General features: G+C 56.6%; 26 protein-coding genes. 22 read left to right on the top strand and 4 right to left on the bottom strand.

Annotated elements, in window-relative coordinates; translation table 11 throughout:
• Positions 1–5 precede the first annotated feature (5 nt).
• On the top strand, positions 6–1,385 hold the full coding sequence (locus G491_RS0127095) for a TrkH family potassium uptake protein (protein WP_028316768.1): 1,380 nt from the start codon (positions 6–8) through the stop codon (positions 1,383–1,385).
• A 77-nt stretch (positions 1,386–1,462) separates the two neighbouring features.
• Entirely contained in the window at positions 1,463–2,119 is a 657-nt protein-coding gene (locus tag G491_RS0127090; RefSeq protein ID WP_015949715.1) for a potassium channel family protein, read from the top strand.
• Between the two features lie 88 nt (positions 2,120–2,207).
• On the opposite strand, the gene G491_RS0127085 is transcribed toward G491_RS0127090, so the two are convergent.
• Positions 2,208–2,636: a hypothetical protein gene (locus tag G491_RS0127085; protein WP_028316767.1), complete on the bottom strand. Its 429-nt coding sequence runs from the start codon at positions 2,634–2,636 to the stop codon at positions 2,208–2,210.
• A gap of 779 nt (positions 2,637–3,415) precedes the next feature.
• Between G491_RS0127085 and G491_RS0127075 the strand changes: the two genes are divergently transcribed.
• Positions 3,416–3,640, top strand: coding sequence for a hypothetical protein (locus tag G491_RS0127075; protein ID WP_028316765.1), 225 nt, complete (start codon positions 3,416–3,418; stop codon positions 3,638–3,640).
• Between the two features lie 206 nt (positions 3,641–3,846).
• Here the strand turns inward: G491_RS0127075 and G491_RS0127070 are convergent, their stop codons facing one another.
• From G491_RS0127070 to G491_RS0127060, 3 genes are all read right to left on the bottom strand, one after another.
• On the bottom strand, positions 3,847–5,163 hold the full coding sequence (locus tag G491_RS0127070) for a HEAT repeat domain-containing protein (RefSeq protein ID WP_028316764.1): 1,317 nt from the start codon (positions 5,161–5,163) through the stop codon (positions 3,847–3,849).
• 502 nt (positions 5,164–5,665) lie between these two features.
• Complete coding sequence (locus tag G491_RS34735; protein WP_169829532.1) at positions 5,666–7,453, bottom strand: PocR ligand-binding domain-containing protein; 1,788 nt, start codon at positions 7,451–7,453, stop codon at positions 5,666–5,668.
• 35 nt (positions 7,454–7,488) lie between these two features.
• Positions 7,489–8,148: a response regulator gene (locus G491_RS0127060; RefSeq protein WP_028316762.1), complete on the bottom strand. Its 660-nt coding sequence runs from the start codon at positions 8,146–8,148 to the stop codon at positions 7,489–7,491.
• Positions 8,149–8,470: 322 nt separating this feature from the next.
• Here G491_RS0127060 and G491_RS0127055 point away from each other — a divergent pair, with 322 nt between their 5' ends.
• The 19 genes from G491_RS0127055 to G491_RS0126965 all read left to right on the top strand — a co-directional run bounded on the left by G491_RS0127055 (position 8,471) and on the right by G491_RS0126965 (position 26,021).
• Entirely contained in the window at positions 8,471–9,352 is an 882-nt protein-coding gene (locus G491_RS0127055; protein WP_028316761.1) for a DUF7973 family transport facilitator, read from the top strand.
• A 262-nt stretch (positions 9,353–9,614) separates the two neighbouring features.
• Complete coding sequence (gene eutM, locus G491_RS0127050; protein ID WP_028316760.1) at positions 9,615–9,908, top strand: ethanolamine utilization microcompartment protein EutM; 294 nt, start codon at positions 9,615–9,617, stop codon at positions 9,906–9,908.
• A 41-nt stretch (positions 9,909–9,949) separates the two neighbouring features.
• Positions 9,950–10,753, top strand: a complete 804-nt coding sequence (pduB, locus tag G491_RS0127045) for a propanediol utilization microcompartment protein PduB (RefSeq protein ID WP_028316759.1) — start codon at positions 9,950–9,952, stop codon at positions 10,751–10,753.
• Positions 10,754–10,771: 18 nt separating this feature from the next.
• Positions 10,772–12,439 (top strand): propanediol/glycerol family dehydratase large subunit, encoded by a 1,668-nt coding sequence (locus tag G491_RS0127040; RefSeq protein ID WP_028316758.1) that lies wholly within the window; start codon positions 10,772–10,774, stop codon positions 12,437–12,439.
• Positions 12,440–12,449: 10 nt separating this feature from the next.
• Positions 12,450–13,094, top strand: coding sequence for a propanediol/glycerol family dehydratase medium subunit (locus G491_RS0127035; RefSeq protein ID WP_028316757.1), 645 nt, complete (start codon positions 12,450–12,452; stop codon positions 13,092–13,094).
• A 30-nt stretch (positions 13,095–13,124) separates the two neighbouring features.
• Positions 13,125–13,685: a diol dehydratase small subunit gene (locus tag G491_RS0127030; RefSeq protein ID WP_051327552.1), complete on the top strand. Its 561-nt coding sequence runs from the start codon at positions 13,125–13,127 to the stop codon at positions 13,683–13,685.
• 34 nt (positions 13,686–13,719) lie between these two features.
• Entirely contained in the window at positions 13,720–15,528 is a 1,809-nt protein-coding gene (locus G491_RS0127025) for a diol dehydratase reactivase subunit alpha (protein ID WP_028316755.1), read from the top strand.
• Between the two features lie 2 nt (positions 15,529–15,530).
• Positions 15,531–15,965, top strand: a complete 435-nt coding sequence (locus G491_RS32810) for a glycerol dehydratase reactivase beta/small subunit family protein (protein ID WP_169829531.1) — start codon at positions 15,531–15,533, stop codon at positions 15,963–15,965.
• A gap of 47 nt (positions 15,966–16,012) precedes the next feature.
• Positions 16,013–16,669, top strand: a complete 657-nt coding sequence (locus G491_RS36810) for a BMC domain-containing protein (RefSeq protein ID WP_084511719.1) — start codon at positions 16,013–16,015, stop codon at positions 16,667–16,669.
• A gap of 12 nt (positions 16,670–16,681) precedes the next feature.
• On the top strand, positions 16,682–17,290 hold the full coding sequence (locus G491_RS0127010; protein ID WP_028316754.1) for a hypothetical protein: 609 nt from the start codon (positions 16,682–16,684) through the stop codon (positions 17,288–17,290).
• The gene (gene eutJ / locus G491_RS0127005; RefSeq protein ID WP_028316753.1) at positions 17,287–18,150 is read left to right on the top strand and encodes an ethanolamine utilization protein EutJ; all 864 of its coding nucleotides are present in this window, start codon (positions 17,287–17,289) and stop codon (positions 18,148–18,150) included. The genes G491_RS0127010 and eutJ overlap by 4 nt, the downstream gene beginning before the upstream one ends.
• On the top strand, positions 18,143–19,003 hold the full coding sequence (locus G491_RS0127000) for a hypothetical protein (protein WP_028316752.1): 861 nt from the start codon (positions 18,143–18,145) through the stop codon (positions 19,001–19,003). Before eutJ ends, G491_RS0127000 begins: the two co-directional genes overlap by 8 nt.
• 27 nt (positions 19,004–19,030) lie before the next feature.
• Positions 19,031–19,300, top strand: coding sequence for a EutN/CcmL family microcompartment protein (locus G491_RS0126995; protein ID WP_028316751.1), 270 nt, complete (start codon positions 19,031–19,033; stop codon positions 19,298–19,300).
• A gap of 11 nt (positions 19,301–19,311) precedes the next feature.
• Positions 19,312–19,884: a cob(I)yrinic acid a,c-diamide adenosyltransferase gene (locus G491_RS32800; protein ID WP_051327550.1), complete on the top strand. Its 573-nt coding sequence runs from the start codon at positions 19,312–19,314 to the stop codon at positions 19,882–19,884.
• Positions 19,859–20,416 carry a GlcG/HbpS family heme-binding protein gene (locus tag G491_RS32795; protein ID WP_084511718.1) on the top strand — a complete coding sequence of 186 codons (558 nt, stop codon included), beginning with the start codon at positions 19,859–19,861 and terminating at the stop codon, positions 20,414–20,416. Before G491_RS32800 ends, G491_RS32795 begins: the two co-directional genes overlap by 26 nt.
• Positions 20,417–20,492: 76 nt before the next feature.
• Entirely contained in the window at positions 20,493–21,899 is a 1,407-nt protein-coding gene (locus G491_RS0126980) for an aldehyde dehydrogenase family protein (protein WP_028316750.1), read from the top strand.
• A 23-nt stretch (positions 21,900–21,922) separates the two neighbouring features.
• Positions 21,923–23,269, top strand: a complete 1,347-nt coding sequence (locus tag G491_RS0126975) for a 4Fe-4S dicluster domain-containing protein (protein ID WP_028316749.1) — start codon at positions 21,923–21,925, stop codon at positions 23,267–23,269.
• Positions 23,262–23,813 (top strand): BMC domain-containing protein, encoded by a 552-nt coding sequence (locus G491_RS0126970; protein ID WP_028316748.1) that lies wholly within the window; start codon positions 23,262–23,264, stop codon positions 23,811–23,813. The genes G491_RS0126975 and G491_RS0126970 overlap by 8 nt, the downstream gene beginning before the upstream one ends.
• A 12-nt stretch (positions 23,814–23,825) precedes the next feature.
• Positions 23,826–26,021: a butyrate kinase gene (locus G491_RS0126965; protein ID WP_028316747.1), complete on the top strand. Its 2,196-nt coding sequence runs from the start codon at positions 23,826–23,828 to the stop codon at positions 26,019–26,021.
• The last annotated feature ends 48 nt before the right edge of the window (positions 26,022–26,069 follow it).

Genomic DNA, 26,069 nt, shown 5'->3' with positions numbered 1-26,069 from the left:
GCGCCATGCAATCCAATCCCGAAAAAAGCGTTCATCCATTCAGGCCCAACGCCAACCAACTTGCGGTCATGGGGTTTATGGGCCTGATTGTCCTCGGAGCCCTGCTCCTCATGCTTCCCATCTCCTCACGGGGGGAAAGCCTGAACTTGCTTGACGCCTTGTTCACGGCTACTTCGGCCGTCTGCGTGACGGGTCTGACCGTGGTGGACACGGGAACCCACTTCACCGGATTCGGCCAGGCTGTTATCCTGATTCTGATCCAGGCCGGCGGCCTGGGGATAATGATCCTGACCTCCTCCATTTTGTTTATGCTGGGCAAGCGGCTCTCCCTCACCCTGAGCGACGGCGTGAGCGGCGCTTTTTTGCCGGCCAGGCATATCAGCATGGGCGGCATGATAAAAATCACCCTGGCCTGGACCTTTCTTTTTGAACTGACGGCGGCCGTCATTCTATTCGCCCGCTGGGCCGTGGATTTTTCGCCCGGCAAGGCCCTGTGGCTGGCGATCTTCCATTCGGTGTCAGCGTTCTGCAATGCGGGGTTCTCCCTGTTTCCGGACAGCCTCTCTGGCTATGTGGGCGATCCACTGATCAACGGGGTAATCATGGCCTTGATCATCTGCGGCGGCATCGGCTTTTTCGTCATGATCGACTTTTGGGTCTGCGCCAGAAGCCGATTCAGACCCGGCAGGCGCCTGAGCTTTCATTCCCGAATCGTCCTGACCGCGACGTTGTTTCTGATTTTCTTTGGCGCCCTCGCCTTGTGGGCCATAGAGCATAACCACAATCTCCAGGGGCTTTCCCTGCATCAAAGCATTATGCGGTCTTTGTTCCAGTCCGTTACAGCCCGCACCGCCGGGTTCAACACCATGGAAATCCCCGAGCTTGCCAACGCCAGCCTGTTTTTGCTGATCATGCTTATGTTTATAGGCGGAGCGCCGGGATCTACGGCGGGCGGAATCAAGGTTACGGCGGCTTCCGTGCTGGTGATCGCCGTGCGCTCCCGTCTTCAGGGAATGCAAAAAGCATCCTGGGCGGGCAGGTCCTTGTCCCGCGCGGATCTGGAAAGGGCTTTGGTGCTGATTTTGTTGTCCGGCGCCCTGGTGGGGCTTATCACCATGCTTCTGCTCATCACCGAGTTGGGAGGCGCCGCCCATACGCACAGCCGCGGGCTGTTTTTGGAATTGCTTTTTGAAAGCGTTTCCGCCTTCGGCACCGTGGGACTGACCACCGGGGTCACCCCGAGCCTGACTCCCACGGGCAGGCTGCTGGTTATCTTCGCCATGTTCATAGGCCGCTTGGGGCCATTCACCCTGGTCTACGCCATGGAAAGCCGCCGGGAGCCGGTGCGCATGCAGTTCCCGGAAGAAAAAATCATGATCGGATAGATGTAGATGGGGTCAAATCTACGTTTGACGTTTGAGAGTCAACCCTCTAAATATACGGCAAAAATGAGGATGAAAAAATGGCGCAAATCGCGGTTATCGGAATGAACAGCTTTGGATTTCATGTGGCCAAATCCTTGACGAAAAACGGCAACGAAGTCCTGGCCATGGACCAGCAGGAAGCCATTATCGACCGGATTAAAACCTACGTCTCCAAAGCGGTGGTGGCCGACGCCACGGATAAAACCGTGCTGCGGGAATTGAACATGTCCCAGATGGACGCCGTGGTCCTGAGCCTGGGCTCCAAGCTGGACGCCAGCATCCTGGTGGCCATGCACCTTCTGGACTTGAACGTCAAGAACATCGTGGCCAAAGCCGTGTCCGACGACCATGTAAAGATCCTGGAGCGCATCGGCGTGCACAAGGTGGTCTTCCTGGAGCGGGACATGGGCGAACGCATCGCCGCCAGCCTCCAGGGCGTGCATATTATGGACTATCTGCCCATCGGCAAGGATTTGTCCATCATCGAAATGAGCCCGCTTCAAGAGATGCACTACAAAAACCTCATAGAGCTGGACTTTCGCAACCGTTACAACTGCCAGGTCCTGGCCGTCCGGGACACCCAAACCGGCCTGACCCTGACCCCCCCCGAGCCCACCACCAGCATCGAACCCCACCACGTGCTCACCATCATGGGCGCCAAGGACTTGATCGCCAAGTTAAGTAAAAAAAAGTAAACAAATATGAAAGAAAGAGTCTATTGGGGGAGTTCGGTAAAACCTTGATTTGGGGAAAGCGCACTTTCCCCCATGCAGTTTTTCGCCATCACTTTTCATTTACATCTAACTCTAATGATCTAAAAATACGAGTAATTCCTTCAGGCTGTAAAGCCCATCTATATGCAGGATGGACTTCCCAATCAAATCCAAAATCCATAAAGTTTACCGACAAATAGCGGCTCTCCTCGAAATATTTTCTATTGGGTCCAACAGGAGTTTCTTTTCTTGCTGTTAAAAAATTAATCTTGTATAGAAATGCGGCTAAATCCTTGGTGGAGGCTTCCTTTCCTCCAGCAAAATGAAATTTCCCATTTTCACAAATATTCGAAATCTTTTTTAATAGAGCATCTGTCTTATATACGTATCCTTCTTTCGCTGTTCGCTCTTTCCTACTTGGCCGCATACTAAATAAAAGCCGTTCTATATCTGGCAATTCGGATCTAAACTCATTCACTGTATCCTGCAACCTTCCCATGGAGTATTCTTCGAAACTTCCTTCCAAAGGTCGCGGTAGAGAACGCCCTTTCGGGCGTCCCCCCGCACAGATCCCGGCGAGCGGAACTACCGCACCGGGCTCCTACCCCGGGTGTTTGGCGTAAAAGCGTACGTTAGGGTACGGATGATAGACTTTTGGTGCAGGAATCCACATTTTGGCGATGGGTCCGAATCGCGCCCAGTTTATCAGGCGCTTTTGACCGCGCCGCCGCAGAGTCTTCAACCAGAAACGGGCGATTTCATCATGCAGCAGACACATTGCCTTCATGTTGCCGATATTGCGTGGAACCGATAATACCCCAGCACCACTTTCCGTATCCAGGCGCCGGTTTCGCCAATGGGGTCGTGCATTCGTGCACGCAGCGCTTTCTTAATCCTGGCCAAAGTGACCCGTAGCCTCTTCTTAACCGTCTTGCGCTTCACATGGAAGTATCCGCCCTTTTGGGTTAATGTAGTGCAGGCCCCCGGCGCCTGCCATGAACGCGCTTTGCGCGTTCCATCGGCGCCCACAGGGGGGCGCAGCTACGATGAAAATTGTTGCCTCCTGGCTGACATGTCTATGAACAGGCTGGGCGAGCATTTCGCCCTCCAACGGGTGGCCCAGGCATCGCAGTTTGATGCCTGGATTGCGTAAGCAACAAAAGGTGCGACCTGAAAAGGTTATCAAAACCCCAGGCGCCTGGCGGACGAAGGCCCCGACCGAAAAGCCATTTGTTGTTTTTTCAGAAGTACTGAGCAAGAAAGAAAGTTATTGAGTTTTTGAGAGACGTCCCCCAAAACATTGAGTTTTTGAGAGACGTCCCCCAAAACACGGTCATCCAGTTGAATCGACAGGCCGACGGCGTGTTCACCGTAATCCATCCCCTGCCCGAGGAAGTTCAGGAATGCCGCGCCTGCCACGACAGGGGCGGCGACGTGGAAAACACCCGGGGAAAAATGTTCTGCGGCCAATGCCATACCGACATCGGCGACGATCATCCCTAAATAATACAAGACATCCGCCGGAGGAAAAACTGCGAAACAGCAGCCTCCGGCGGCAAACTGCAAAGGACTTGCCTTCGGCGATGAAATACAAAAAGACTGCCTTCGGCGAGTCGCTTTCTTGAAAGAAAGCTCCGCAAAGAACTTTTCAATGGCGCTTTGCGTGCGAGGGGATAGGCAGCAACACCTTAATATATAACTGTTATTATTTAATTTGACACATTTCCACTGTTCTTCTTCCCCCCGCCATAGTCTGCGTATCGCTCCGCCCTCTCTTCCGATTTCTGATTTGCTAGCAACAACCCTATCGACAAAATGGCCACCTCTCTAATATCTGGATCATCGCTGGAACAATACTGTAAAAGGTGTTCCAAATCCTCTTCATCTCCTATAATTCCCAGCCCCCTTATAGCTTCACATCGTATTGAATTTGCAGTATTAGTATTACTTGCAATTAATACCAAATGTTGCTTGGCAAACTTGTGATCCTGGGATTTTGCCAAAGCTAGTATTAAAGCATTGAACATATCGATTTCATTTCTGCAATACTTATCTGAACCAGTTAATAGGCCATCAGAACACTTTGTTGTTTTTTCTTCAAAATCAGTTAACAATCCTAATGCATTCTTTTTAGACTCATCATTCGATATCAATGTTTCATTGTTGAATTCAGTCAAAACCCTGTTGAATATCCTAATCGAATCCTCAAAACTGTTTGCTTGGTATTTATCATCCGAAAACATGATCCGAACTGACTCAAGTTTTGCTATTGAACTGTCAAGGTTTTCAGTAAATCCAATTTCTGTTATCAATTCATATTCAGATTTTGTTAAATTCCCTTCCTCTATCCATTTCTTAACTTTTCTCAAGTTGCTGGCAACTTCCGTATCAATTTTGGAAATCTTATAAACGATATCCTTTGTTTTTAATGTATTATCGGTGTGGATCTTGGTAAGTTCCCTTTCAATCTGACGTTCATCCATTTTTATGGGATCATTCTTTTTCACAATAATCTTTTGAATAAACCTTGACAAATTTGGCTCCCTAACTATGGCGGAAGTCAAACTTGCAACCAGCTTGGGCTCATTTGTCTCAAGGATGGAAACAGCCGCAGCTTTTTTTACATTATAGTTCTCATCATGAAGGACTAACTCAACTAAAACATCCTGGGATTTTTTTATTAAATTCCTTCCTTTGTACCAATCCCATATTTTGGGACCTAAAAAAAACGTAAATACAATCGTCAAAATTACGGGCAAAATTATGTGCTTAGTTATCCCGCCGAACCAATTTAGACACTTCTTTCTGACTATCTCCCCGAGAGTATTAAAGGGAATAACAATAATCAGGCCGTAAAAAGTACAAGACAGCCCCGAAAAGTATAATGCTAACAGGATGACATGGGCATAAGGCACACTGATATAAGAAAATGCAATATGTGCCAAGACAGCTATGCCCAAAAGAACTATCCCTGCAACTAAATCACCGTATACTTTAGTTTCACCACCTACATCTTCATCTTTCATAGGTATGAAGCCTCCCCGATACACTGTTATAACAACATCAAACCACTCGTAACGGTTCTAACGTAATTACAATTTATGCTAATTTTCGCCTCATTTATTGATGTATAATTCTAACTTATGAACCTGGTTCTTGTTGGCCCCGTGGCGACTCTCTTCTTCATATTTAACGTAGAACGCGGCAAAGCGAAGGGGATTTACCCCGCAAGAACATACATATTGCCATTCTCCCGTTTAGGAGAGAAAAAACGCTACAGCATGTAAATGCTTTGAAAGGCCAATTGAGAGAACTTTATGAAAAACAAGTGAGTAACCAATAATAGTGGTATTTAAATACTTTTTTCGTCATAATATTGCAAGGTCTTTTTTAATTTTGCTTTCTGGCTTTGAGATCATAATCAGGAGGTCTTTGCAGAACACGTTAAAATAATGGCGCCACTTTTCCAATCGCAGAAATCTCTTCAAAAACTACCCTCTATAAAACTGCGACTGGTTGGGAGCAAGTCTACGCCGCCGGCCAGGAGGCTTTGATGGTTGCGCCCTGGCCTTCGGAGCTGATGATCTCCAGGACGCCGTTGCAGAGTTCCGCTCGCTCCCGCATGGAATCGAGTCCCAGGCCGCGGTTCAGCTCCCGTGAGGACAGCACCTCGTCCAGGTCGAAACCGATGCCGTTATCCTTAATCTCCAAATGCAGGCGTCCGCCCTTTTCCGTGAACGACAAGGAAATCTCATCCCCTTCAAAATACTTGGCCGCGTTGTTGAACGCCTCCTGGATGATCCGAAACACCGCCGGCTTAAGCTGAGGCGAGACCTGCTCCTCCTCCACGTCCACGTTGATGTTCAGATTGATGTGGGTGTAGATGGACTTGAACTCCCGGCAGAACCAGTTGATGGTGGCGATGATGCCCAGTTCGTCCAGGATTCTGGGACGCAGCTCCACCTGCATGCGCCGTACGTCGGCGATGCTGGCCTTGATGATCTGGCTGGCTGTCTTGGTGATGTCCCGGATATTCAGGTCCGGGTTGTCTATATTCAACAGGATGTTGTCCACGCTGAACTTGACGGCGGTGAGGGACTGGCCGATGCCGTCGTGCAGTTCGATGGCCAGTTGGCGCCGCTCCTCCTCCTGAGTGAGAATGAGCTTGGACGACAGGTTTTGCAGCCGGGATTCCGAGGCCTGGAGGGCTTTGGCGGTTTGTTCCTGCATCATATGGGCCCGCACCAGGCGCAGGTTCTGATAGGCCATGTCGGAGATGAGGTTGGCGAACAAAAACAGGGAGTGGCAGACGCGGTAGAACTCAGCGAAGGGCATGACCGGCACGGATTCATAGGCCTCCACAAGCTGCGTGGGGTCCGCCCCCACTTCCTCGGCGTAGTGCATGAGCCTGTCCGTGTTGGGTTTGGGGGAAAGGCGCACCTGCCCCACCAGCCAGTTGGCCACGTGCTTTCCGGCGATGATGATGCTTGCGCCGCCGTCCCAGAGCCCTGCGCTCAGGCAGGGCCGAAGGGTTGGGCCGTGGGGATTGGGCTTGCCGATAAGGGCGTCGGACTGGACGCAATTTGCCATGCCCTTGGGAGTTTGCCGGATCAGGTCGCACAGCAGGCAAAAATTGCTGGTCCGGGTGATGGGCTGGCCGTCGGGCAGGGTGATGATGGAGGCCACGTTAGTGACGTTGGTGAAGGCGTCCTGAATTTTTTCCAGTTCGTTGATGGTGAACAAATCGGTGAAGTCAAAATCCAGGCCGTTCAGTTCATCGTCCGCCTGATCGTCAAAGACGGGTATCCTGGGAGCGCGCAGGTTTTGGATGGCGTCCACATGCAGGTCGCCGGATAGGATTTTTTTGGGCTCAACATTCGGATAGGAAATATTGATTTTTTCCACATCCATCTTTTTTTGATGAAAGATGATTTCGGTTTCCTGGCCGTCATGGGGTGAAGAGAACGACGCCAGCCGATTGGAGCTAATGCGGAAAACATTGACGTTGAACAATCCCAAAAAGGCCCCGTTCTGCCGGAAGAATCCCCCCTGATACCTCCAGTTGTTCCCCGTTTCCAAAACTTCCTTATACGATCTGGGAATGACGGACTCTTTAAGCTCGGGAAAGGCCTCTTCCATGGGCAGCCCGCTGATGGAGGCGTGCTTGCGCTGGAAAAGGTCGTCCGCGGCAGGGTTGGCTTTGACGAAAAACAGGCGGCCGTCGGGTTTCAATTCAAACATTCGGCAGGCCATGGGCAGGCAGTCCATGAGCTTTTCGAATTCTTCGGGGGAAACGTTTGTCGGGGGCGTTTGCATAATACCGTTATGGGACCCTGCATAAAACCAGGGGGTCATGTATTGAGGATAATTCCGTTTTTAAGGGCGAAGTTGGATACTTCCCTGGCGCTGTGCAGGTCCAGCTTTTTCATGAGGTTGGTCCGGTGCTTGTCCACGGTCTTGGGAGAGATGAAGAGCAGGTCCGCGATTTGCTGGTTGGTGTTGCCCTCGGCCACCAGTTGAAAAACCTCTTTTTCCCTTTGAGTCAGGCTTGCCAGGGGGTCCGCGGCCTCTCTTGTGTCCGGGTTGATCACGCTGTGGATCAACTGCCCGGAGAGGTCGGAGCTTAAATAAGCCTTGCCGTCCATGATAGCCCGGATGGCCATGAACAACTCCTGGGGATCGTCGCCCTTCAGCAGGTAACCGTCCGCCCCTTCCTTGAGCGCGGGGATAAGGTAGTCCTGGGAAGCGTGCATGGTGATGACCAGGATTTTGACCTCCGGGTGCTCCTTTTTCAACTGGCGCATGGTGGCCAGCCCGTTCATCTTGGGCATGGACAAGTCCAGCAGGATGAGGTCGGGCTTGCACTTCCGGGTCATCTCAATGGCCGCCAGCCCGTTATCCGCCTCCCCCACCACCTGAAATTCGGATCGGGAGGAGATGAGGGACTTCAATCCCTTGCGCACCAGGGCGTGGTCTTCGGTAATCAAAATTTTAATGATGTTCTGTGTCATAGTCTTTATCCAAGGCGAAAATTTTACTGCATAAAAAGAATACGCTAGTCCCTATTGCGTGTAAAGATTCTAATTTTACACCCCATTTCCCGTTTTAAGGCCTCACCCCAGTTTGCGGTTCCGTACACCCTATACCCCCCATGCCCGAATAAGGTGTACGGGGCGCCAAATTGGAGTCCTTCCCTCCATCAAAATGGTGTGTCCGCCTAATTGCCGGAAGCCCCCTTGTGCACGTAGGTTCCAACACGGACCTAAGGGCTCCGAACCCGGGGCCAACCGTGAACACATCAACGCTTAACATTACACAGGAGAGGTAAAGGGAATGGACTTTTTAGTACTATTGTTAGTCGGCTTTGGGGGCGGCGTGGTTGGAGCGTGCATCGGCGCTCTACCGGCATTTATTCTGACAGGCATCTTCGCCGTGATCGGGGGATTCTTCGCCATGCTGGGCCAGCCCGTCGACGTTTTGGGCCCCCTGGCCTTCGGGCCTGCTCTGGGACCCCACGTATTCTTCGTGGGCGGCGTGGCGGCCACGGCCTACGCCGGCAAGAAGGGCTACATTGAAGAAGGCGGGAACATCCTGCTTTCCCTGAACGGCACCGGCGAACCTTCCGTCATGCTGGTTGGCGGCGTCTTCGGCGTCATCGGCCTTTTAATCACCACGGGGTTAACCAAGATCGGCGTCCCTACGGATAACATCGCCGTATCCGTGTTTGCATGCGGCGTTCTGGGGCGTTTGATCTTCGGCGAAAAGGGCGTTTGCGGCATGTACAACGAAAGCGAGAAGCGCGCGTACATGTCTCTGGGCAAGCCCTTTTGGTACAACATCATCCTGGGCTTCTGCGTGGGCCTTATGTGGGCCGGCCTCGTGGCTGTAGTCAAGACCAACACCACGGCCAACATCACTCCCATCTTCGCCCTGGCCTTCGGCTTTTCGGCCATTTCCCTGATTTTCACCCAGACGGGATTCGACACCCCGGCGACGCATCACATCGCCTACCCCAGCGCTCTGGCTGCGGCCATGGCCATGAACGCGGGCCTGCCTCCGGTGGGCGGCATCCTGGTGGGCGGGGCTTTTGCAGCTTTGGGCGCCCTGTTCGGAGACATGGCGATCAAAATCTTCAACACCAACTGCGACACGCATATTGACCCGCCGGCCACGGCGATCGCCCTGAATGTACTGCTTATCAACCTGGTCCTGTAGACCTGGGGGAGACCCTATTTTTGGGGGTTTCAAGACCCTATGGCATATAGGGTGAACCCTATAAAAAATACGGTGCACAGAAGATGAAATTAGCTGAAATCCCTAACCATAAACACGGGGTGGGCCGTATTTACGCAGAACCGGGCCAAGGGCTAACATGGCTTTAACTTTGGATGATGCCGGCTCCTGCGCGGTGCAGACCGGCGAAAACAACGCAAAGCCCCGGGCAAAGGCTCCCGGCGGCAACGAAGGAGACAACACAATGGTAGGAAAAGAAGCATTGGGAATGGTTGAGACCAGAGGCCTCGTCGCCAATATAGAGGCGGCCGACGCTATGGTTAAGGCGGCCAACGTCACCCTGATCGGCAACATCAAGATCGGTTCCGGATTGGTCACGACTATGGTTCGCGGAGATGTGGGCGCCGTCAAGGCAGCCACCGACGCCGGCGCTGCAGCAGCCGCCAAGGTTGGCGAAGTGGTGTCCGTCCATGTCATCCCCAGGCCCCATACGGAAGTGGAAGGCATTCTGCCCCAGGGCCTTGATAGCGTCAAATAAGACCAACGAACACAATCTTATAGCAGATAAGGGAGATTACCATGCAGGACGACATTATAAACGCCGTTATGAAAGAAGTTATGAAGAGGGTGGAAACCCCCGCAGCGGCTCCCGCCGCTTGCCCGGCGGCCCCCGCGGTCGCAGCTTGCGCCGCCAGCGGCCTGACCGAGTTTGTGGGCGTTTGCGAGTTTGGAAACACCCAGGGTCTGGTCATCGCCAACCTGGACCAGTCCATCCATGAAATCATGGGCTTTGACAAGAAATACCGCTCCCTGGGCATCATCGGCGCCCGCACCGGAGCAGGCCCCCAGATCATGGCGGCCGACGAAGCCATCAAGGCCACCAACACCGAAATCCTCAAGGTGGAACTTCCCCGCGACACCCAGGGCGGCGCAGGCCACGGCTCCCTGATCGTGTTCGGCGCCGAGGACGTTTCCGACGCTCGCCGCGCCGTGGAAGTCACCCTGGACAACCTGCCCAAGTTCTTCGGCGACGTATACGCCAATGATATGGGCCACCTGGAACTGCAGTACACCGCTCGCGCCTCCAAGTGCCTCACCACCGTGTTCGGCGCTCCCGAAGGCAAGGCTTTCGGCCTGATCCTGGGCGCTCCCGCAGTCATCGGCATGCTCATGATCGACGCGGCCGTTAAATCCGCTGACGTAGACGTTCTGGATTACGGATCTCCGGCTCACGGCACCAGCTTCTCCAACGAAGTGTTCATCACCGTTTCCGGCGACTCCGGCGCAGTGCGTCAGGCCATCATCGCCGGCCGTGAAGTTGGCAAGCCTCTTCTGGCTGCCTGGGGACAGGACTGCCCCTCCGCTCACATCCCCTACATTTAAGAAAAGGAGCGTGCCAAATTGCAGAAAAGACAAAAGCGATTTGAGGTCCTGGAACAAAGGGCCGTCAACAAAGACGGATTCATCAAGGAATGGGCTGAAGTCGGACTCGTTGCCATGGACAGCCCTTACGACCCGAAACCCGGACTCAAAATAGAAAACGGCAAGGTTGTGGAAATGGACGGAATTCCCTGCGCGGAATTCGACATGATCGACACCTTTATCGCCAACCATTGCATCGACGTGAACGTGGCGGCCGAAGCCATGGCCATTGACTCCCTGGAATTCGCCAAGAAGCTGGTGGACATCAATGTGTCCGGCGCTGAAATCAAGCGTCTGGTTCCGGGCCTGACCCCGGCCAAGATCCTGGACATCCTGAAGAAAATGAACGTGGTTGAGCTCATGATGGCCATGCAGAAACTGCGCTGCCGCAAGACGCCCGCCAACCAGGCTCACATCACCAACGTCAAGGACACCCCGGCTCTGCTGGCCGCCGACTCCGCCGAAGGCTCCTACCGCGGCTTCCAGGAACTGGAAACCACCGTCGGCATCGCCCGTTACGCCCCCATGAACGCCATTGCTCTTTTGATCGGCGGTCAGGTGGGATGCCGCGGCACCCTGACCCAGTGCGCCGTGGAAGAAGCCATGGAGCTTCAGATGGGCATGAAGGGCCTCACCGCCTACGCTGAAACCGTTTCCGTTTACGGCACGGACCAGGTCTTCGTAGACGGCGACGACACCCCGTGGTCCAAGGCTTTCCTGGCTTCCGCCTACGCCTCCCGCGGCATCAAAATGCGCTTCACCTCCGGCACAGGATCGGAAGTGCAGATGGGCTACGCCAACAAAAAATCCATGCTTTACCTTGAGATCAAGTGCATTATGATCACCAAGGGCGCCGGCGTGCAGGGCCTCCAGAACGGCTCCATCTCCTGCATCGGCGTTCCCGGCGCAGTCCCGGGGGGCATCCGCGCCGTCCTGGCCGAAAACGTGGCCACGGTTCTGTTGGACCTGGAAGTGGCTTCCGGCAACGACCAGACCTTCACCCACTCCCCCATCAGGAACACCGCCAGAATGCTTATGCAGTTCCTGCCCGGCACCGACTATGTGTTCTCCGGGTACTCCGGGGTGCCCAACTACGATAACATGTTCGCAGGCTCCACCCACGACTCCGACGACTTCGACGACATGCTCGTTTTGCAGCGCGACCTCCAGTGCGACATGGCCCTGCGTCCCGTGACCGAAGAGCAGATCATCGCCGTTAGGAACAAGGCCGCCCGCGCCATGCAGGCCGTCTTCCAGGAAGTAGGCTTCCCCGCAATCACCGACGAAGAAGTGGAAGCAGCCACCTACGCCCACGGATCCAAGGACATGCCTGACCGCAACCAGCCGGAAGACCTTCGCGCCATTGAAGAGTTCCTCAAGTCCGGCAAAACCGGCCTGGACATTGTCAGGGCTCTGCACAAGCACGGCTTCCAGGACGTTGCGGAATCCGTATTGGGAATGCTTAAGCAAAAGGTTTCGGGCGATTATCTGCACACCTCCGCGATCGTTGACGAGAACTTCAACGTCAAGAGCGCGATAAACGACCGCAACGATTACATGGGCCCCGGCACCGGCTACCGCCTGGAAGGCGAACGCTGGGAGCTGCTCAAGAACATTCCCCAGGCCATCAGCCCTGAAGACATATAGGGAGTAGAAAATGAAACTCACAGAAGAGATGCTAAGACAGATCATTACCGAAGTCGTGGGTCAGATGGCGGGCGGCGCGGCCGCTCCTGCTCCCGCCGCGGTGGATACGGACAAGCCCCTTAACTTCATCGAAAAAGGGCCCGCCCAGGCAGGGAACAACCCCAAGGAAGTGGTGGTTGCCGTGCCTCCGGGATTCGGCGTCACTCCCACCAAGACCATTATTGACATTCCCCATTCCGTGGTGCTGGCCGAAGTGGCTGCAGGCATCGAGGAAGAAGGCCTGACGGCCAGGTTCGTGCGGAATTACCAAACCGCCGACGTGGCATTCCTGGCTCACGCCGCCGCCCAGTTGAGCGGTTCCGGCGTTGGAATCGGCATCCTCTCCAGAGGGACCTCCGTCATCCATCAGAAGGATCTTGCGCCCCTGCAGAACCTGGAGCTTTTCCCCCAGGCCCCCCTGGTAGAAGCTGAAACGTTCCGGGCTATCGGCAAAAACGCCGCCAAATACGCCAAGGGCGAGAACCCCAATCCGGTTCCCGTGAAAAACGATCCCATGGCCAGGCCCAGGTACCAGGGTCTTGCAGCCCTGCTGCACAACAAGGAAGTGCAGTTTTTGGACCCGCAAAAGAAAATTCTTGAAGTGGTTCAGGGCTAACCAGGCCGCTGGGATGCGAAGGAGATAAAAATGGTAAGTTTTACGAAAGATCAGATAGCAGACATCATCCGGAAGGTCGGAGACGGAACCTCCCCCGAAGCCCTGGAAAGCGCCGTAAGAAACGTTTTGACCAAGCTTCAGTCCGAAGGCCTGTCCGCCCCTGCAAGCCAGGGCGGCAAGCTGGACGCCAGCTCCTATCCTCTGGGAATCAAACGCAAAGACCTGGTCAAGTCCGCCACCGGACTGGGCCTGGACGACATCACCATTGAAAAGGTGATCGCCGGCGACATTCAGTTCGACGATATCAAGACCCGCCCGGAAACCCTGGCGTATCAGAACGAAATCGCCAAGAGCGTCAACCGCCCCAACCTGGCCAACAACCTGGCCCGCGCCGGCGAGATGACCCGGATCCCCGACGCCAGACTGCTGGAGATGTACAACTTCCTGCGCCCCTACAGGGCAACCAAGCAGGAAATGATCTCCATGGCCGAGGAACTGGAACAGAAGTACCAGGCCCCCGCCTGCGCCAAACTGGTGCGGGAAGCGGCTGACGTTTACGAGAAGAACAACCGGCTCAAAGGAGACCGCTAGTCAGGCGATCGCCGGAGGACAGTGGAGAAGTTAAATGCTCATTGCTGGTGTAGACATAGGGAACAATTCCACGGAAGTGGCTGTGGCGAGAATTGGCGGCGACATCCAATTTTTGTCCAGCGCTCTTGTGAGAACCATAGGCCTGAAAGGCACCCTGCGCAACGCCATGTGCGTCATTGACGCCGTGGACAAAGCCATGGCCGCAGTTTCCATGACCCGGAACGATCTGGACCTGATTCTGTTGAATAAGGCGACGCCCGTAATCGGAGATGTAGCCATGGAGACCATTACGGAAACCGTCATCACGGAATCGGCCATGATCGGACATAATCCGGATACACCAGGCGGGCTGGGTCTGGGTCAGGGAGTGACCGTAGATATCCGCGACCTGACCCAGACCGCCCCCGGCGCTCCCTGCATTGCCGTCATTGACGGCGGCGTGGACTTTACCCAGGCGGCGGAGATGATCAACGCCGCAGTCGCCAAGGGCGTCAAAATAACCGGCGCGATAGTAAAAAAGGACGACGGCGTTCTGATATACAACCGCCTGACCTCCCCTATCCCCATTGTGGATGAAGTCCAGCATATCGACAAAGTTCCTTTGGGCATGCCCGCGGCGCTGGAAGTGGCCCGCGTGGGCAGGTCCATCGAAAAATTGTCCAATCCATACGACATCGCCACCCTGTTTGAATTATCCCCGGAGGAAACCCGGCAGATTACCCCCATTGCCAGGGCCCTCACCGGCAACCGGTCCGGGGTGGTGATCAAAACCCCCAAGGGCGACGTCCAGGAGCGCCGGATTCCGGCCGGGACCATCACCCTGGTGGGCGAAACCGCCAAGGAGACCGTGGACGTGGAACTGGGCGCCGACGCCATCATGGAGAAGTTGGCCAGGGTGGCGCCGCTGAAGGAAATCCAGTCCCAGCCCGGCACCAACGCCCACGGCATGTTCGAACGGGTCAGAACCGTTATGGCCGAACTGACGGACCAGCCTGTAAGCCTCATCAAGATACAGGATGTGCTGGCCGTAAACACCCTCCAGCCCCAGCATGTGCTGGGCGGCCTGGCCGGGGAATTCACCCGCGGCACGGCCGTGGGCCTGGCGGCCATGGTCATGACCCAGAATATTCCCATGCAGCGCCTGGCGGCCAAATTAAAAGAGGAAACCGGCGTGGAAGTGGAAATCGGCGGCGTGGAGGCTGAAATGGCCATCACCGGCGCCCTGACCACCCCCGGCGCAGAAGCGCCCCTGGCCATCCTGGACCTGGGCGGAGGCTCCACCGACGCCTCCATCATTCATCGGGACGGAACGGTCAAGTCCATCCACATGGCCGGAGCGGGAGACATGGTGACCATGCTCATCAACACGGAGCTTGGCCTGGACGATCCCGACCTGGCCGAGGACATCAAGCGCTATCCCCTGGCCAAGGTGGAAACCCTCTTTCACATGCGGCACGAAACCGGGGCCGTGGAGTTTTTCGACGCCCACCTGGATCCCTCCCTGTTCGGCAGGGTGGCTATCCTGGGCGAAAACGGCCCCATTCCCATCATGCACGATCTCAACCTGAACCAGATCGTAAACGTGCGCCGTAAAGCCAAGGAAAAGGTTTTTGTAAGAAACGCCCTGAGGGCTTTGGAGCAGGTAGCGCCCGGCGGCAACATCAGGCTTATCGACTTTGTGGCCCTGGTGGGCGGATCGGCCCTGGATTTTGAAATCCCGGAAATGATCGCCGACGCCCTGGCGGAGTACGGCCCGGTGTTGGGCAAGGGGAACATTCGCGGATGCGAAGGCCCCAGAAACGCCGTGGCCACCGGCCTGTGCCTTTCCAGGAAAGGATGCTGATCATGGGATCTCCGCTTCTGCAAGTTGCTCAAAAACCGGCCGTTTACCTGGTTGTATTGGGAGAAGCGCCCGATTGGTTCGTCCAGGCCCTGGAAAACGGCCTGGAGGAAGAAGGAATCCCTTGTGAAAAAAGGGATTCCCAGGAAAACGACGCGATATTGGCGGCCAGTCAGGCGGCGAAGGCCTCCCGGATCAACGTGGGGCTTTCCGTTAAAGCGGCTGCCGGCGGCGCCATTACCGGAGTGGTGCTCCATCACAGGGACCTGCCTGAAAAGCGTCCCCTCTTCCACCTGACTTGGGAAGAGGTGTCCCAAGAGTCCCTGTACAGGCTGGGCCGAAACGCGGCCCGGCTGGTCAAAGGCAACCCGTTCATCATGGACCCGGCGGACACGGCCGGTCCATGCGGGGATTCAGGAACCAAGGATAAACTAAATTAGTTGCAAGCAGTGAGGCCTGGGCCGAATCCCGGGCGAAAGGGATATCAATGAAGAAAGTAAAGAGCATCGGCCTTATCGAAACCCTGGGCATGGTGGGCGCGGTGGAAGCGGCGGACGCCGCTTTAAAAGCCGCCAACGTCACGCTTTTGGGCTACGAATTTAACGGGGCCGGCTACATGGTCATCAAGCTGACCGGGGACGTAGCCGCGGTTAAGGCCGCTGTCAGTTCAGGCGCTGCAACCGCCCAGAAACTTGGCAATCTGGTCGCGGCGCATGTCATCCCTCGTCCGGATGACCAAGTGATCGATACGGAAATATGCGGAAAGGACAACGTACCGCCATTCAATGGGTCCGACAGCGAACCCGAAGACGGCGCCCCCTCCGGTTCGTCGTCCGAAAAGGAATCCAAAGGAAGCCAGGAAAGCGCAGTAAAAGCCTCTGAATCCAAGCCTGCAACCGCAACTGCAGACAAGGAGGAAGCGCCCGCTGAGAAAGCGGCGCCCGAGGCGAAAGACGTAAAAGACACGAAAGAGGCGCCCGCCAAGCAGGCGTCCAAACCCGAAGCAAAAACAAAATCCTCCAAACCTACCGCTTCGGAAGCAAAAAATGCGTCCAGCCCCAAAACGCCGGAAAAGCAGGCGGACTCGGGCAAGACTGCGCCGGCGAAAACAGACGGCGGCAATAAGCCGAAATCCAGGAAATAGGAGTCTGTCCCTTTGAATTCCCTTCGTGCATACGCCTTTATTGATCGCCTCCAGCCCCAGTTGGCCGGGGTGGCCGCTGCAAGCTCGCCAGGGTTCCTGCCGATAGGCGGGGAGTCCTCCCTTGTGATGGAAGTGCAGCCCGGCATCCTGATCAACCAAGCCATTGACCTGGCGCTTAAGGCCAGTCCGGTCAAACTGGGGAAATCCCTTTGCGAGCGGTATTTCGGGTACATGGAGATCCATGCCAAGTCTCAGCAGGACGTGCTTTATGCAGGCAGCGCAGCATTGAAGGGGCTGGGTTTCACCGAAAAGGACAAAACCAAGCCGGAAGTCTTGAGCTCCCTGATTATTAACAAGGTCAGCCCGTACCACGCCCAGTTGATGAACGTGTACCGGAACGGATCTTTGCTGATTCCGGGCAAGGACCTGCTCACCGTGGAATGCGAGCCCGCCGCGTACATCTTTTTGGCCGCCAATGAAGTGGAAAAACAGGTGGACGTCACCCTGGTGGATTGCGTGGAAGTCGGGGCTGTGGGGCGGTTGTCCGTATCCGGAACGCCCTCCGAGATTAAACAGGCGGAGAAAGCGGCCATTCAGGCTTTAAAGGCGGTGCAGCCATGAAAGACGCAAACATGGAAGCCATCAACGAAAGAATAAGGCAGTTTCGCGACAGCCTTTCCCTGGAAAACGCGCCCCGCCCGGGCAGCCCCCTCTGGGCAGGCGTGGACCTGGGGACCGCCAACATCGTCACCGCCGTGGTGGATCAGGACGGAACGCCTGTGGCAGGCATGACCACCCGCTCCAAGTCAACGGTTCGGGACGGCCTGGTCTTCGATTACATGGGCGTTATGAGCATTCTCAAGACCCATGTGCAGGTTTTGCGCTCCAGGGGCTTTGACATCAAAGACGCCGCAGCCGCCTACCCTCCCGGCACCATGGGCAGAAACCGCCAGGCCTTCGGCCACATTTTGAACGGCGCGGACCTGGAAGCCGTCAGCCTGGTGGACGAGCCCAGCGCGGCCGCCCTGGCTTTAGGCATTGACTCCGGTTGCGTGGTGGATATCGGCGGCGGCACCACGGGCATCTCCATTTTGGAAGATGGAGAAGTGGTATACACCGGCGACGAGCCCACCGGCGGCCATCATCTGGACTTGGTCATCGCGGGCAGCATGGGCATTTCCATTGAAGAAGCCGAAGCCATGAAGAACAACCCGGCCCATCAGCGCATGCTGGCGGGAATGGTCATGCCGGTCTTTGAGAAAATGGGCGCCATAGTCCGGGAGCACACAGCATCCCATAAACCGAAACAAATCTATTTAGTGGGCGGGACTTCCAGCTTCCCCGGAGCGGACGAAGTTATCGCCCAGGAAACGGGCCTGCCCGTCTTTTTGCCTGACGATCCCCTATTAGTCACCCCCCTGGGCACGGCGTTGCATGCGGCGCTGGCCGCCTCGGGAAGAAAGGCGGCGGCAAATGAATAAAGATAATAATACCTTAAATTATAAGACAGTTGAAATCAAGGCACTCGTTCAGCAGGTGCTCTACGCTGTGGCCAGGGCCAGCCGTGACGAAGATGCGGACCGTTATGTGCTGGCCCTGTTCACGGGCGCTACTGCTGGATTTACGCAGGCCCTGTCCGGGCTGGAACACCTCATGCTTAACGGGACCATGCTTCGCGTCCTGACAAGCGAGTCGGCATGCCGCCTTTACGGAGACGTATTGGAAAAAAGGCTCATGCCCTGGCCTAACGCGGAAGCCATGGAAAAAGACTCCTGGTTCAGCCAGGTGCAAAAATGCTCCGGCGTGGTTATCCCCATGCTGAGCGTGGCGTCTCTTTCCCGCGTTTGCAGCATGACCCCGGACACTTTGGCCGCGAATATAATTCTTCAGGCCCTATTCATGGGTAAGCCAGTCGTGGCGGCCATTGATGGCGCCGCGCCAAACTCACCTGACCGTAAACTCATAGGGCTTGATCAGGGCGCGCCGGCCCTGATGGAGGCTTTGGCCCACCGCCTGCTTGAGTTCTCCAATTTCGGCGCAAGACTGACCTGGAGCCGAGATCTCGGCCCCGCTTCCCTGCGTTTCTTCCGCCCCGCAGATAGCGACCAACCCGGTCGGTCGCCCCTTAACATCCCGGCGTCCCGGCCTTCGGCCCCCCAAAGTCCCGCCCCCCCTGACTTTGGCCCGATCCGGCTGGTGGACGCCGGGCATGTTAAGCAAGCTCGCGAAGCAGGAACGCCTATTCATACGACGCCTGGCGCCGTGGTTACCCCTCTTGCCAGGGAAATGGCCTCTGGCTGGGGGATTGAGATCATCGCCGCACCCCAGGGTTAAGGGTCCAGGCAATGGAAAGGACAGATCATGATTTTAGGACAAGTCATAGGAACCGTAGTGGCCACGAGCAAGCACGAGCTGCTGGTGGGCTCCAAAATACTGGTGGTGCAGGCCGTGCAACCCGATGGGACTCCTATAGAAGGCGAACTGCTGGTGGCAGTGGATACAGTGGGCGCCGGAACCGGCGAGCACGTGATTGTGACGACGGGCTCCAACGCGTCCAAGGCGTGCGAGACGGAGAAGGCTCCCGTGGACGCAGCTATTATCGGGATCATCGACGAGATCGACGTGAACTGAGGAGAGAAGCCATGAGCATTTACACCGGCGGAGGCGATAAAGGCAAAACCAGCCTGCTTTCCGGAGAACGGGTTTCCAAGGCCGATCCCCGGGTGGAAGCTTACGGAACCTTGGACGAACTCACGGCCCAATTGGGAGTGTGCCGCGCCCAGCTCAACCAGTTTCCTGCATGCGCCCCTTTTGCCGAAATGATTGTGAATATTCAGCGGGACCTGTTCCGGGTGGGCATGCAGCTTTCCAGCAGCCCCAAATACTGGAGCAAGCTGTCCGCCCCCATTAACGCAGACGACATCCAATCCCTGGAAGAGGCCATCGATATTCTGGAGAAGGCTTTCGGGCTTCCGGGATTCTTTGTGAGTCCAGGCAGGACGTTGGCCGGCGCTTCCCTGCATGTGGCCCGGACCATCTGCCGCCGCGCAGAGCGCCAGGCTTGGGCCGCCGCGGGAGACGTTGAAAGCTACGCATTGATTTTGAAGTACATCAACCGGTTGTCCGACCTTTTGTTCTCCCTTTCATGGGTTGCGGAAATCCGGATTTTGCTGACTGAGGAGTTGAGCCATGGAAATCATGACGCACATCTGTAACGACCTGGCTCGCGTGCTGGCCCGCATCGCCCGGAAAAAAGCCCTGGAAATCCAAGTCCCCATGGTCATCGCATTCGCAGACGCCCGAGGGGAGCTGGTTCACTTCCAGCGCATGGACAAGGCTTTGCCCGTCAGCTCGGACATTGCGGTGAACAAGGCCTTTACCGCCGCGGCGCTCCGCATGTCCACCCAAAAAGCCGGGAGGCTGGTGGAGCAAGGCCAGGAGCTTGCCGGTCTGGAACTGACCAACCAGGGCAAGATGGTCATTTTCGGCGGCGGCCTGCCTTTGAGCCTGGACGGAGAGGTTGTCGGATCCGTTGGAGTGAGCGGAGGATCCGTAGCACAGGACATGGTTGTGGCCCAGGCGGCGGCCAACGCGTTGGAGCAAATGGAAAAAACGGCCCAGGCTTTATTGCCGATTCTTCCCAAAACCCTGGAGGATCTGACGGATCTCGCCAATAAGATCCAGGACTTAGGGCGCAAGGAAGGCGCGGATTCGGACATCCTGGAAGGGGCCTTTTACCTGATATAAAAATTTTCAAGCAGGATATCGGCCCCAAAGGGCCGAGGCGGCCGCCTTAAACCGGCCGAAAGAGCAAGGAGACAAAATGAGCGTGAAAGAATTTGCACTGGAAGACATGGTCGCCAGCGTGATCATGGAAATGATGAACAAGGACGACGATTCCTGCCAGCCCACGGGCGACGGGATTTACGAAACCATTGACGACGCCGTGGCCAAGGCGAAAGCAGCCCAGCCGCGTCTGGTCTCCCTTTCGCTTGAAAAGCGGGAAGCCATCCTCACGGCCATTCGGAAAATTTCCCTGGAAAAAAATGAGGAATGGGCCAAGGCGACCGTGGCGGAAACCGGCCTGGGCCGCGTGGAAGACAAAATCGCGGAAAACATCCTGGCGGCAACCAAGACGCCCGGAACCGAAGACCTGGACGCCAAGGCGCTCTCCGGCGACGCAGGCCTGACCCTCATCGAGTACGCTCCTTTCGGCGTGATCGGCTCCTTGACTCCCGTCACCAACGCCACCGGCACCCTGATCAACAATACCATTTCCATGCTGGCAGGCGGCAACACGGTGGTTTACAACGTGCATCCCTCCGCGCTCAAAATCAGCACCGAGGTCATCCGCACCTTTCATAAGGTGATCGTGGAAAACGGCGGCCCCGAGGGCTGCGTGGGCATGGTCGCCAAGCCGACCATGGAAACCGCGGGCGAAATCATGGCGCATCCCGGCATCAACGTGCTGGTGGCCACGGGCGGACCCGGAGTGGTTACGGCTGTCCTTTCGTCCGGCAAAAAAGCCATTGGCGCCGGCGCAGGCAACCCTCCGGTTCTGGTGGACGAAACCGCGTGCATCCGCAAGGCTGCGGAAGAAATCATAGCCGGTCATTCCATCAACAACAACATCTTCTGCATTTCCGAAAAGGAAGTCATCGCCGTGGATGAGGTGGCCGACAACCTTTTGAAGTTCATGGAAGAGACGGGCAAGGCCGCAATCCTGACTCCCGAGGAAGCGCAAAAGGTCACCGAAACCGTGATCCACGACAATCACGTGGTCAAAGACTACGTGGGCAAGGACGCGTCCGTGATTATCGAAGGCGCAGGCATCACCCGCCTGGCCGGAAAAAAGGGACTGCGCTGCCTGGTGTTCGAGGCTGACAAAAAGCATCCCATGGTCTGGATCGAGCAGATGATGCCCGTGCTGCCCCTGGTTCGCGTCAAGGACGTGTGGGAAGGCATTGACCTGGCCGTGAAAGTGGAGCAGGGCAACCGGCACACCGCCATGATGCACTCCACCAACGTGGAGCACCTGACCGCTTTGGCCCGGGCCATCCAGACCACCATTTTCGTGAAGAACGGCCCCTCGTACAGCGGCATCGGCCTGAACGGCGAAGGGCACGCGACCTTCACCATCGCCGGCCCCACAGGGGAAGGCATTACCTCGGCCAAGTCTTTCTGCCGTCAACGGCGGTGCGTGCTCATCGACTCCTTTAGAATCGTTTAAGCCGGACTTGAAAGGATAGAACCATGACGCATCCGCTTGTAGAAAAAACCAGGGCCGCAGGCGTAGTCGGCGCCGGCGGGGCCGGGTTTCCAACCCACGTCAAGATAGACGCCAAGGCCGACACCGTGCTGATCAACGGCGCATCCTGCGAGCCCCTGCTCTGTTCGGACATCCACTTGATGGAAACCCGTTCGGACGACATCATCAAAGGCCTGGGGCTGGTCATGGATGCCGTGAGCGCCGAAAAGGCCATGATCGGCGTCAAGGCCAAGCACCGGAACGCGGTTGCGATTTTGGAGCAGAAGGTCGCCGACGCAGGCCTCACCGGCGGCCGCAACATGTCCGTCTTTAAGATGCAGGACTTCTACCCCGGCGGAGACGAGCACGTGCTTGTGAACGAAGCCACCGGCCGCATTGTGCCCCAGGGGGGAATTCCCCTGGAGGTCGGGGTGGTGGTTTCCAACTCCGAGTCCGTGTTCAATATGTCCCAGGCTATGGAAGACAAGCCCGTAACCCACCGGACCCTGAACGTGGCCGGCGAGGTCATGAAGCCCATTGTTGTGCGGGTTCCCGTGGGAACTCCCGTCTCTCACGTGCTGAAGTTGGCCGGGGGCGCGCGCAGGCCGGACTGCAAGGTGATCGACGGCGGCCCCATGATGGGCCGGGTTCTGGACGATCCGGAAAAAGCCTTTGTAACCAAGACTACCTCGGGCCTCATTGTCCTGCCTGCGGAACACAATGTGATTAAAGGCAAGACAACGGACATCAACCAGCTTATGCGCGTGACCCGCCTGGCCTGCTGCCAGTGCTCCCTGTGCACGGATCTTTGCCCCCGGTTTCAATTGGGCCACAACCTGCACCCGCATTTGATCATGCGCTCCCTGGCTTTGCCCGTGGATCATCCGATCAAGCAGCAGGCGCTTCTTTGCTCCGAATGCGGCATTTGCGAAAAATGGGCCTGCCCCATGCAGATTTCCCCCCGGGAGGTTAACCGGGCCATCAAGCAGCAGTTGAAAATCCGGCCCAAGGACGTGGGCGGCGAAGATCTGGGCCGCCATCCTTATACGGATTACCGCCGCGTGCCGGTCAAGCGCCTGTTGGGCAAGCTGGATCTGCTGGCTTACGACGTTCACCCGGAGCCCGTGATCGATCCGGCCCAGCCCGACGTGGTCGGCCTGTACCTGCGCCAGCACATCGGAGCGCCTTCCACGCCCGTGGTTTCGGTGGGCGACGCAGTGGCCTGCGGCCAGGTGGTTGCGGAAATTCCTGAAAAAGCGCTGGGCGCCCGCGTTCATGCTTCGATCTCCGGCAAAGTCATAGCCGTGGATTCCGAAAAGATTCTTGTGAAAAAGGAGAATGGCAATGTTTAAATCAATGGGAATCGTGGAGCTGAACAGCGTGGCCCGCGGGATAATGACCGCCGACGATATGGTCAAAGAGGCCAACGTGGAGCTGGTCCTGGCCCGTCCCGTTTGCCCGGGGCGCTACCTCATTATGGTGGCCGGAGACACGGCGGCGGTCAAGCGATCCGTGGAAAAAGGCCTGCGCATCGCCGACGAGTTCATCGCCGATCATTTCGTGCTCACTCACATCCACCCGGACGTATTTCCGGCAATCAGTTCATCCGTCATCGTGCCGGAAATCCGCGCCATCGGCGTGATCGAAACTTACTCCTCAGCATCCGCGGTCATGGCGGCGGACAAGGCGGTCAAGGCCGCCAACGTGGACCTGATTGACATCCGCCTGGCCACCGGCCTGGCAGGCAAGGCCGTGGTGACGCTCACCGGCCGCATCGGATCGGTGCAGGCCGCCGTGGAAGCCGGAAGCCAGTGTCTTGCGGAATCCGGGCTTTTGCTGGGCAATGCGATTCTTTCCTCTCCCGGCGAGGAAATCAAAAAACAGATTTTAATGTAGCAGGCGGCAGTCATGATTGATCTTGACAAATTAGTGGACGAACAGCTTAACGGGATGCTTTCCGCGCCCGACGCAGTCAAACCCGTCATCGTGTTTCCCGAAGCCAACGATCCGAGAATCATCTCGGCGGCTTCCGGCCTGATTAACCAGGCCCGGGTGGTGCTGATCGGAGAGGCTGCGGAAATCCGGTCCCTGTGCGATTACAAAAGCGCGGAGCTTTATTGCCCCCGGGACCGCTTTTTCTCCCAGGTGCAAATCGTGAATCCGGCCCAGAGCGACTTGAAGGAAGAGCTGGCTATGACCTTGCAGGAAGCCTCCAAGGGCCGCAAGTGGGAATTCACCTCCATGGAAGCCAGGGAGAAAATTCTCAATCCCGTGTTCTTTGGCGCCATGCTGGTTCGCCTGGGATACGCCGACGCCTGTTTGGGCGGCGTGGCTAATTCCACCAAGGACTTTTTGGCCCCCTGCCTGCGTTTGATCAAGTCTTCGGGCACGGCCTTTGAAATGGGCCTGTTCTGCCTGCCCGACGAAGAAAATCCCTTGTGGGAAAATAATGTAGTTATGTTCGCCGACGTGGCCCTTAATTTAAAACCGTCGCCTGAACAGTTATCCGACATTGCCGTGGGCGCCTGTAAAACCCTCCGGGACATTTTTCCGGCAACAGTTCTCTCCGGGGTGAACGGCGCCATGATCTCCTACTCCACCAAGGGAAGCGGCCAGGGACCGTCCGTGGAAGCCATACGCCAGGCGGAACCCCTGGCCGCCCAAAAAATGGCGGCCCTCAAAGAATCGGACCCGGCCTACAAGGACATTGCTATCACGGGCGAACTGCAAATCTCCGTGGCCGTGTCCCGGGAAGCCGCCCAGGTGAAGCTAAAAAACAGGCTGGACGAATTCGAAAGCGCGGGTAAAGCCAATGTGCTCATCGTCCCCAGCCTGGACGAAGGCAACATGCTGTACCACCTGTTCAACACCCAGTATCCCGAGGCCCAAAGCTCCCTGATCATGGGCGGCATGGACGGCCAAGTCCTGGATTATTCCAGGGGGTCCAGCGTGCTGCAGGTAATCCGGGGCGCCAAGCTGCTTTTGCTCACAAGGATCAAAGCAACAAAGCCGTTGGTGCGGACTTCGCCGCTCTTCCCAAGCCCCAGAATCGTGACCATCAACCCCGGCTCCGTATCCACCCAGGTGGCTGTATTTGACGGCGACGCCCCGGTGTTGAACGTGGTGATCGAGCATGACAAGTCCGGCGCACACTCCGGCGCTTCCATGGTTGAAGAAGCCAGTGCCAGGCTGGCGGCGGTGCGGCGCACCTTGGAAAAGCACGAAATCGACCCGTGCCGCGCGGCCATGATCATGTCCCGGGGCGGCATGCTGCCCAATCCCCAGGCGGGGACCTATCGGATTAGCCAGGCCATGCTCACAGCCCTGGAAAACGGCGCCGTGGAGGATCACCCCTCCAACCTGGGCGCTTTCATGGCCTGGGAGCTTTCCGGGCAGGGAAAAACCCCGGCCTTTATCGTGGATTGCCCCACCATCGACGAGTTGACGCCTGAAAACCGTCTGACCGGCATCAAAGGCATAGAAAAAACGCCTATTTGGCACGCCTTGTCCCAGCGTCAGGCCGCCCGGATGTATGCGGATCTGGCCAACAAACGGGTGCAGGATCTCAACCTGATCGTGGCCCATTTAGGTTCGGGGGTATCCATCGGGAGCCATGCCAAAGGCAAATGCATCAACGTGGAAAACGCCATTTTCGACGGTCCCATGGGACCGTCCAGGGCGGGCGATATCCCGGCGGAAGCCGTGATCGAACTTTGCTACGCCGGCCTTGAAAAAGCCATGGTGAAAAAAATCTTCAGCGCCGTGGGCGGACTGTACAGTCACCTGGGAGCGCACGATTTGCGGCAAATTCAGGATCGGGCGAACGACCCGGACGTGGCGGCCGTCCTGAGCGCCATGGCGTCCGGCATTGCGTCGCAGATTCTGGCGCGTTTGTCGGATTTTTACCCGGAGCCTGTGGAGCAGATCGTATTGACCGGCAGGATGTGCCTTTCTCCGGTGTTGTTGGAAAAGGTTATAGAAAAACTGACCCTGGCCGGCGTTGACGTGACCGTGTTCCCCGGATCCGTGGAAGCGGAGGCCCTGAAAGACGCCGCCATGCGGGTTTACAAGGACATCGACGTCCCCATGCGGTGGGAGTCGTAGGGGCGCTGCTTGCCGCCCCCGGTTGTTGCGCGGTTCCCTCGCAGTAAA

The sequence above is a fragment of the Desulfatibacillum aliphaticivorans DSM 15576 genome (assembly GCF_000429905.1).
GTDB classification, from domain to species: domain Bacteria; phylum Desulfobacterota; class Desulfobacteria; order Desulfobacterales; family Desulfatibacillaceae; genus Desulfatibacillum; species Desulfatibacillum aliphaticivorans.
The sequence above is the reverse complement of the archived record's forward strand: the minus strand, read 5'-3'. Positions and strand labels throughout refer to the sequence as shown.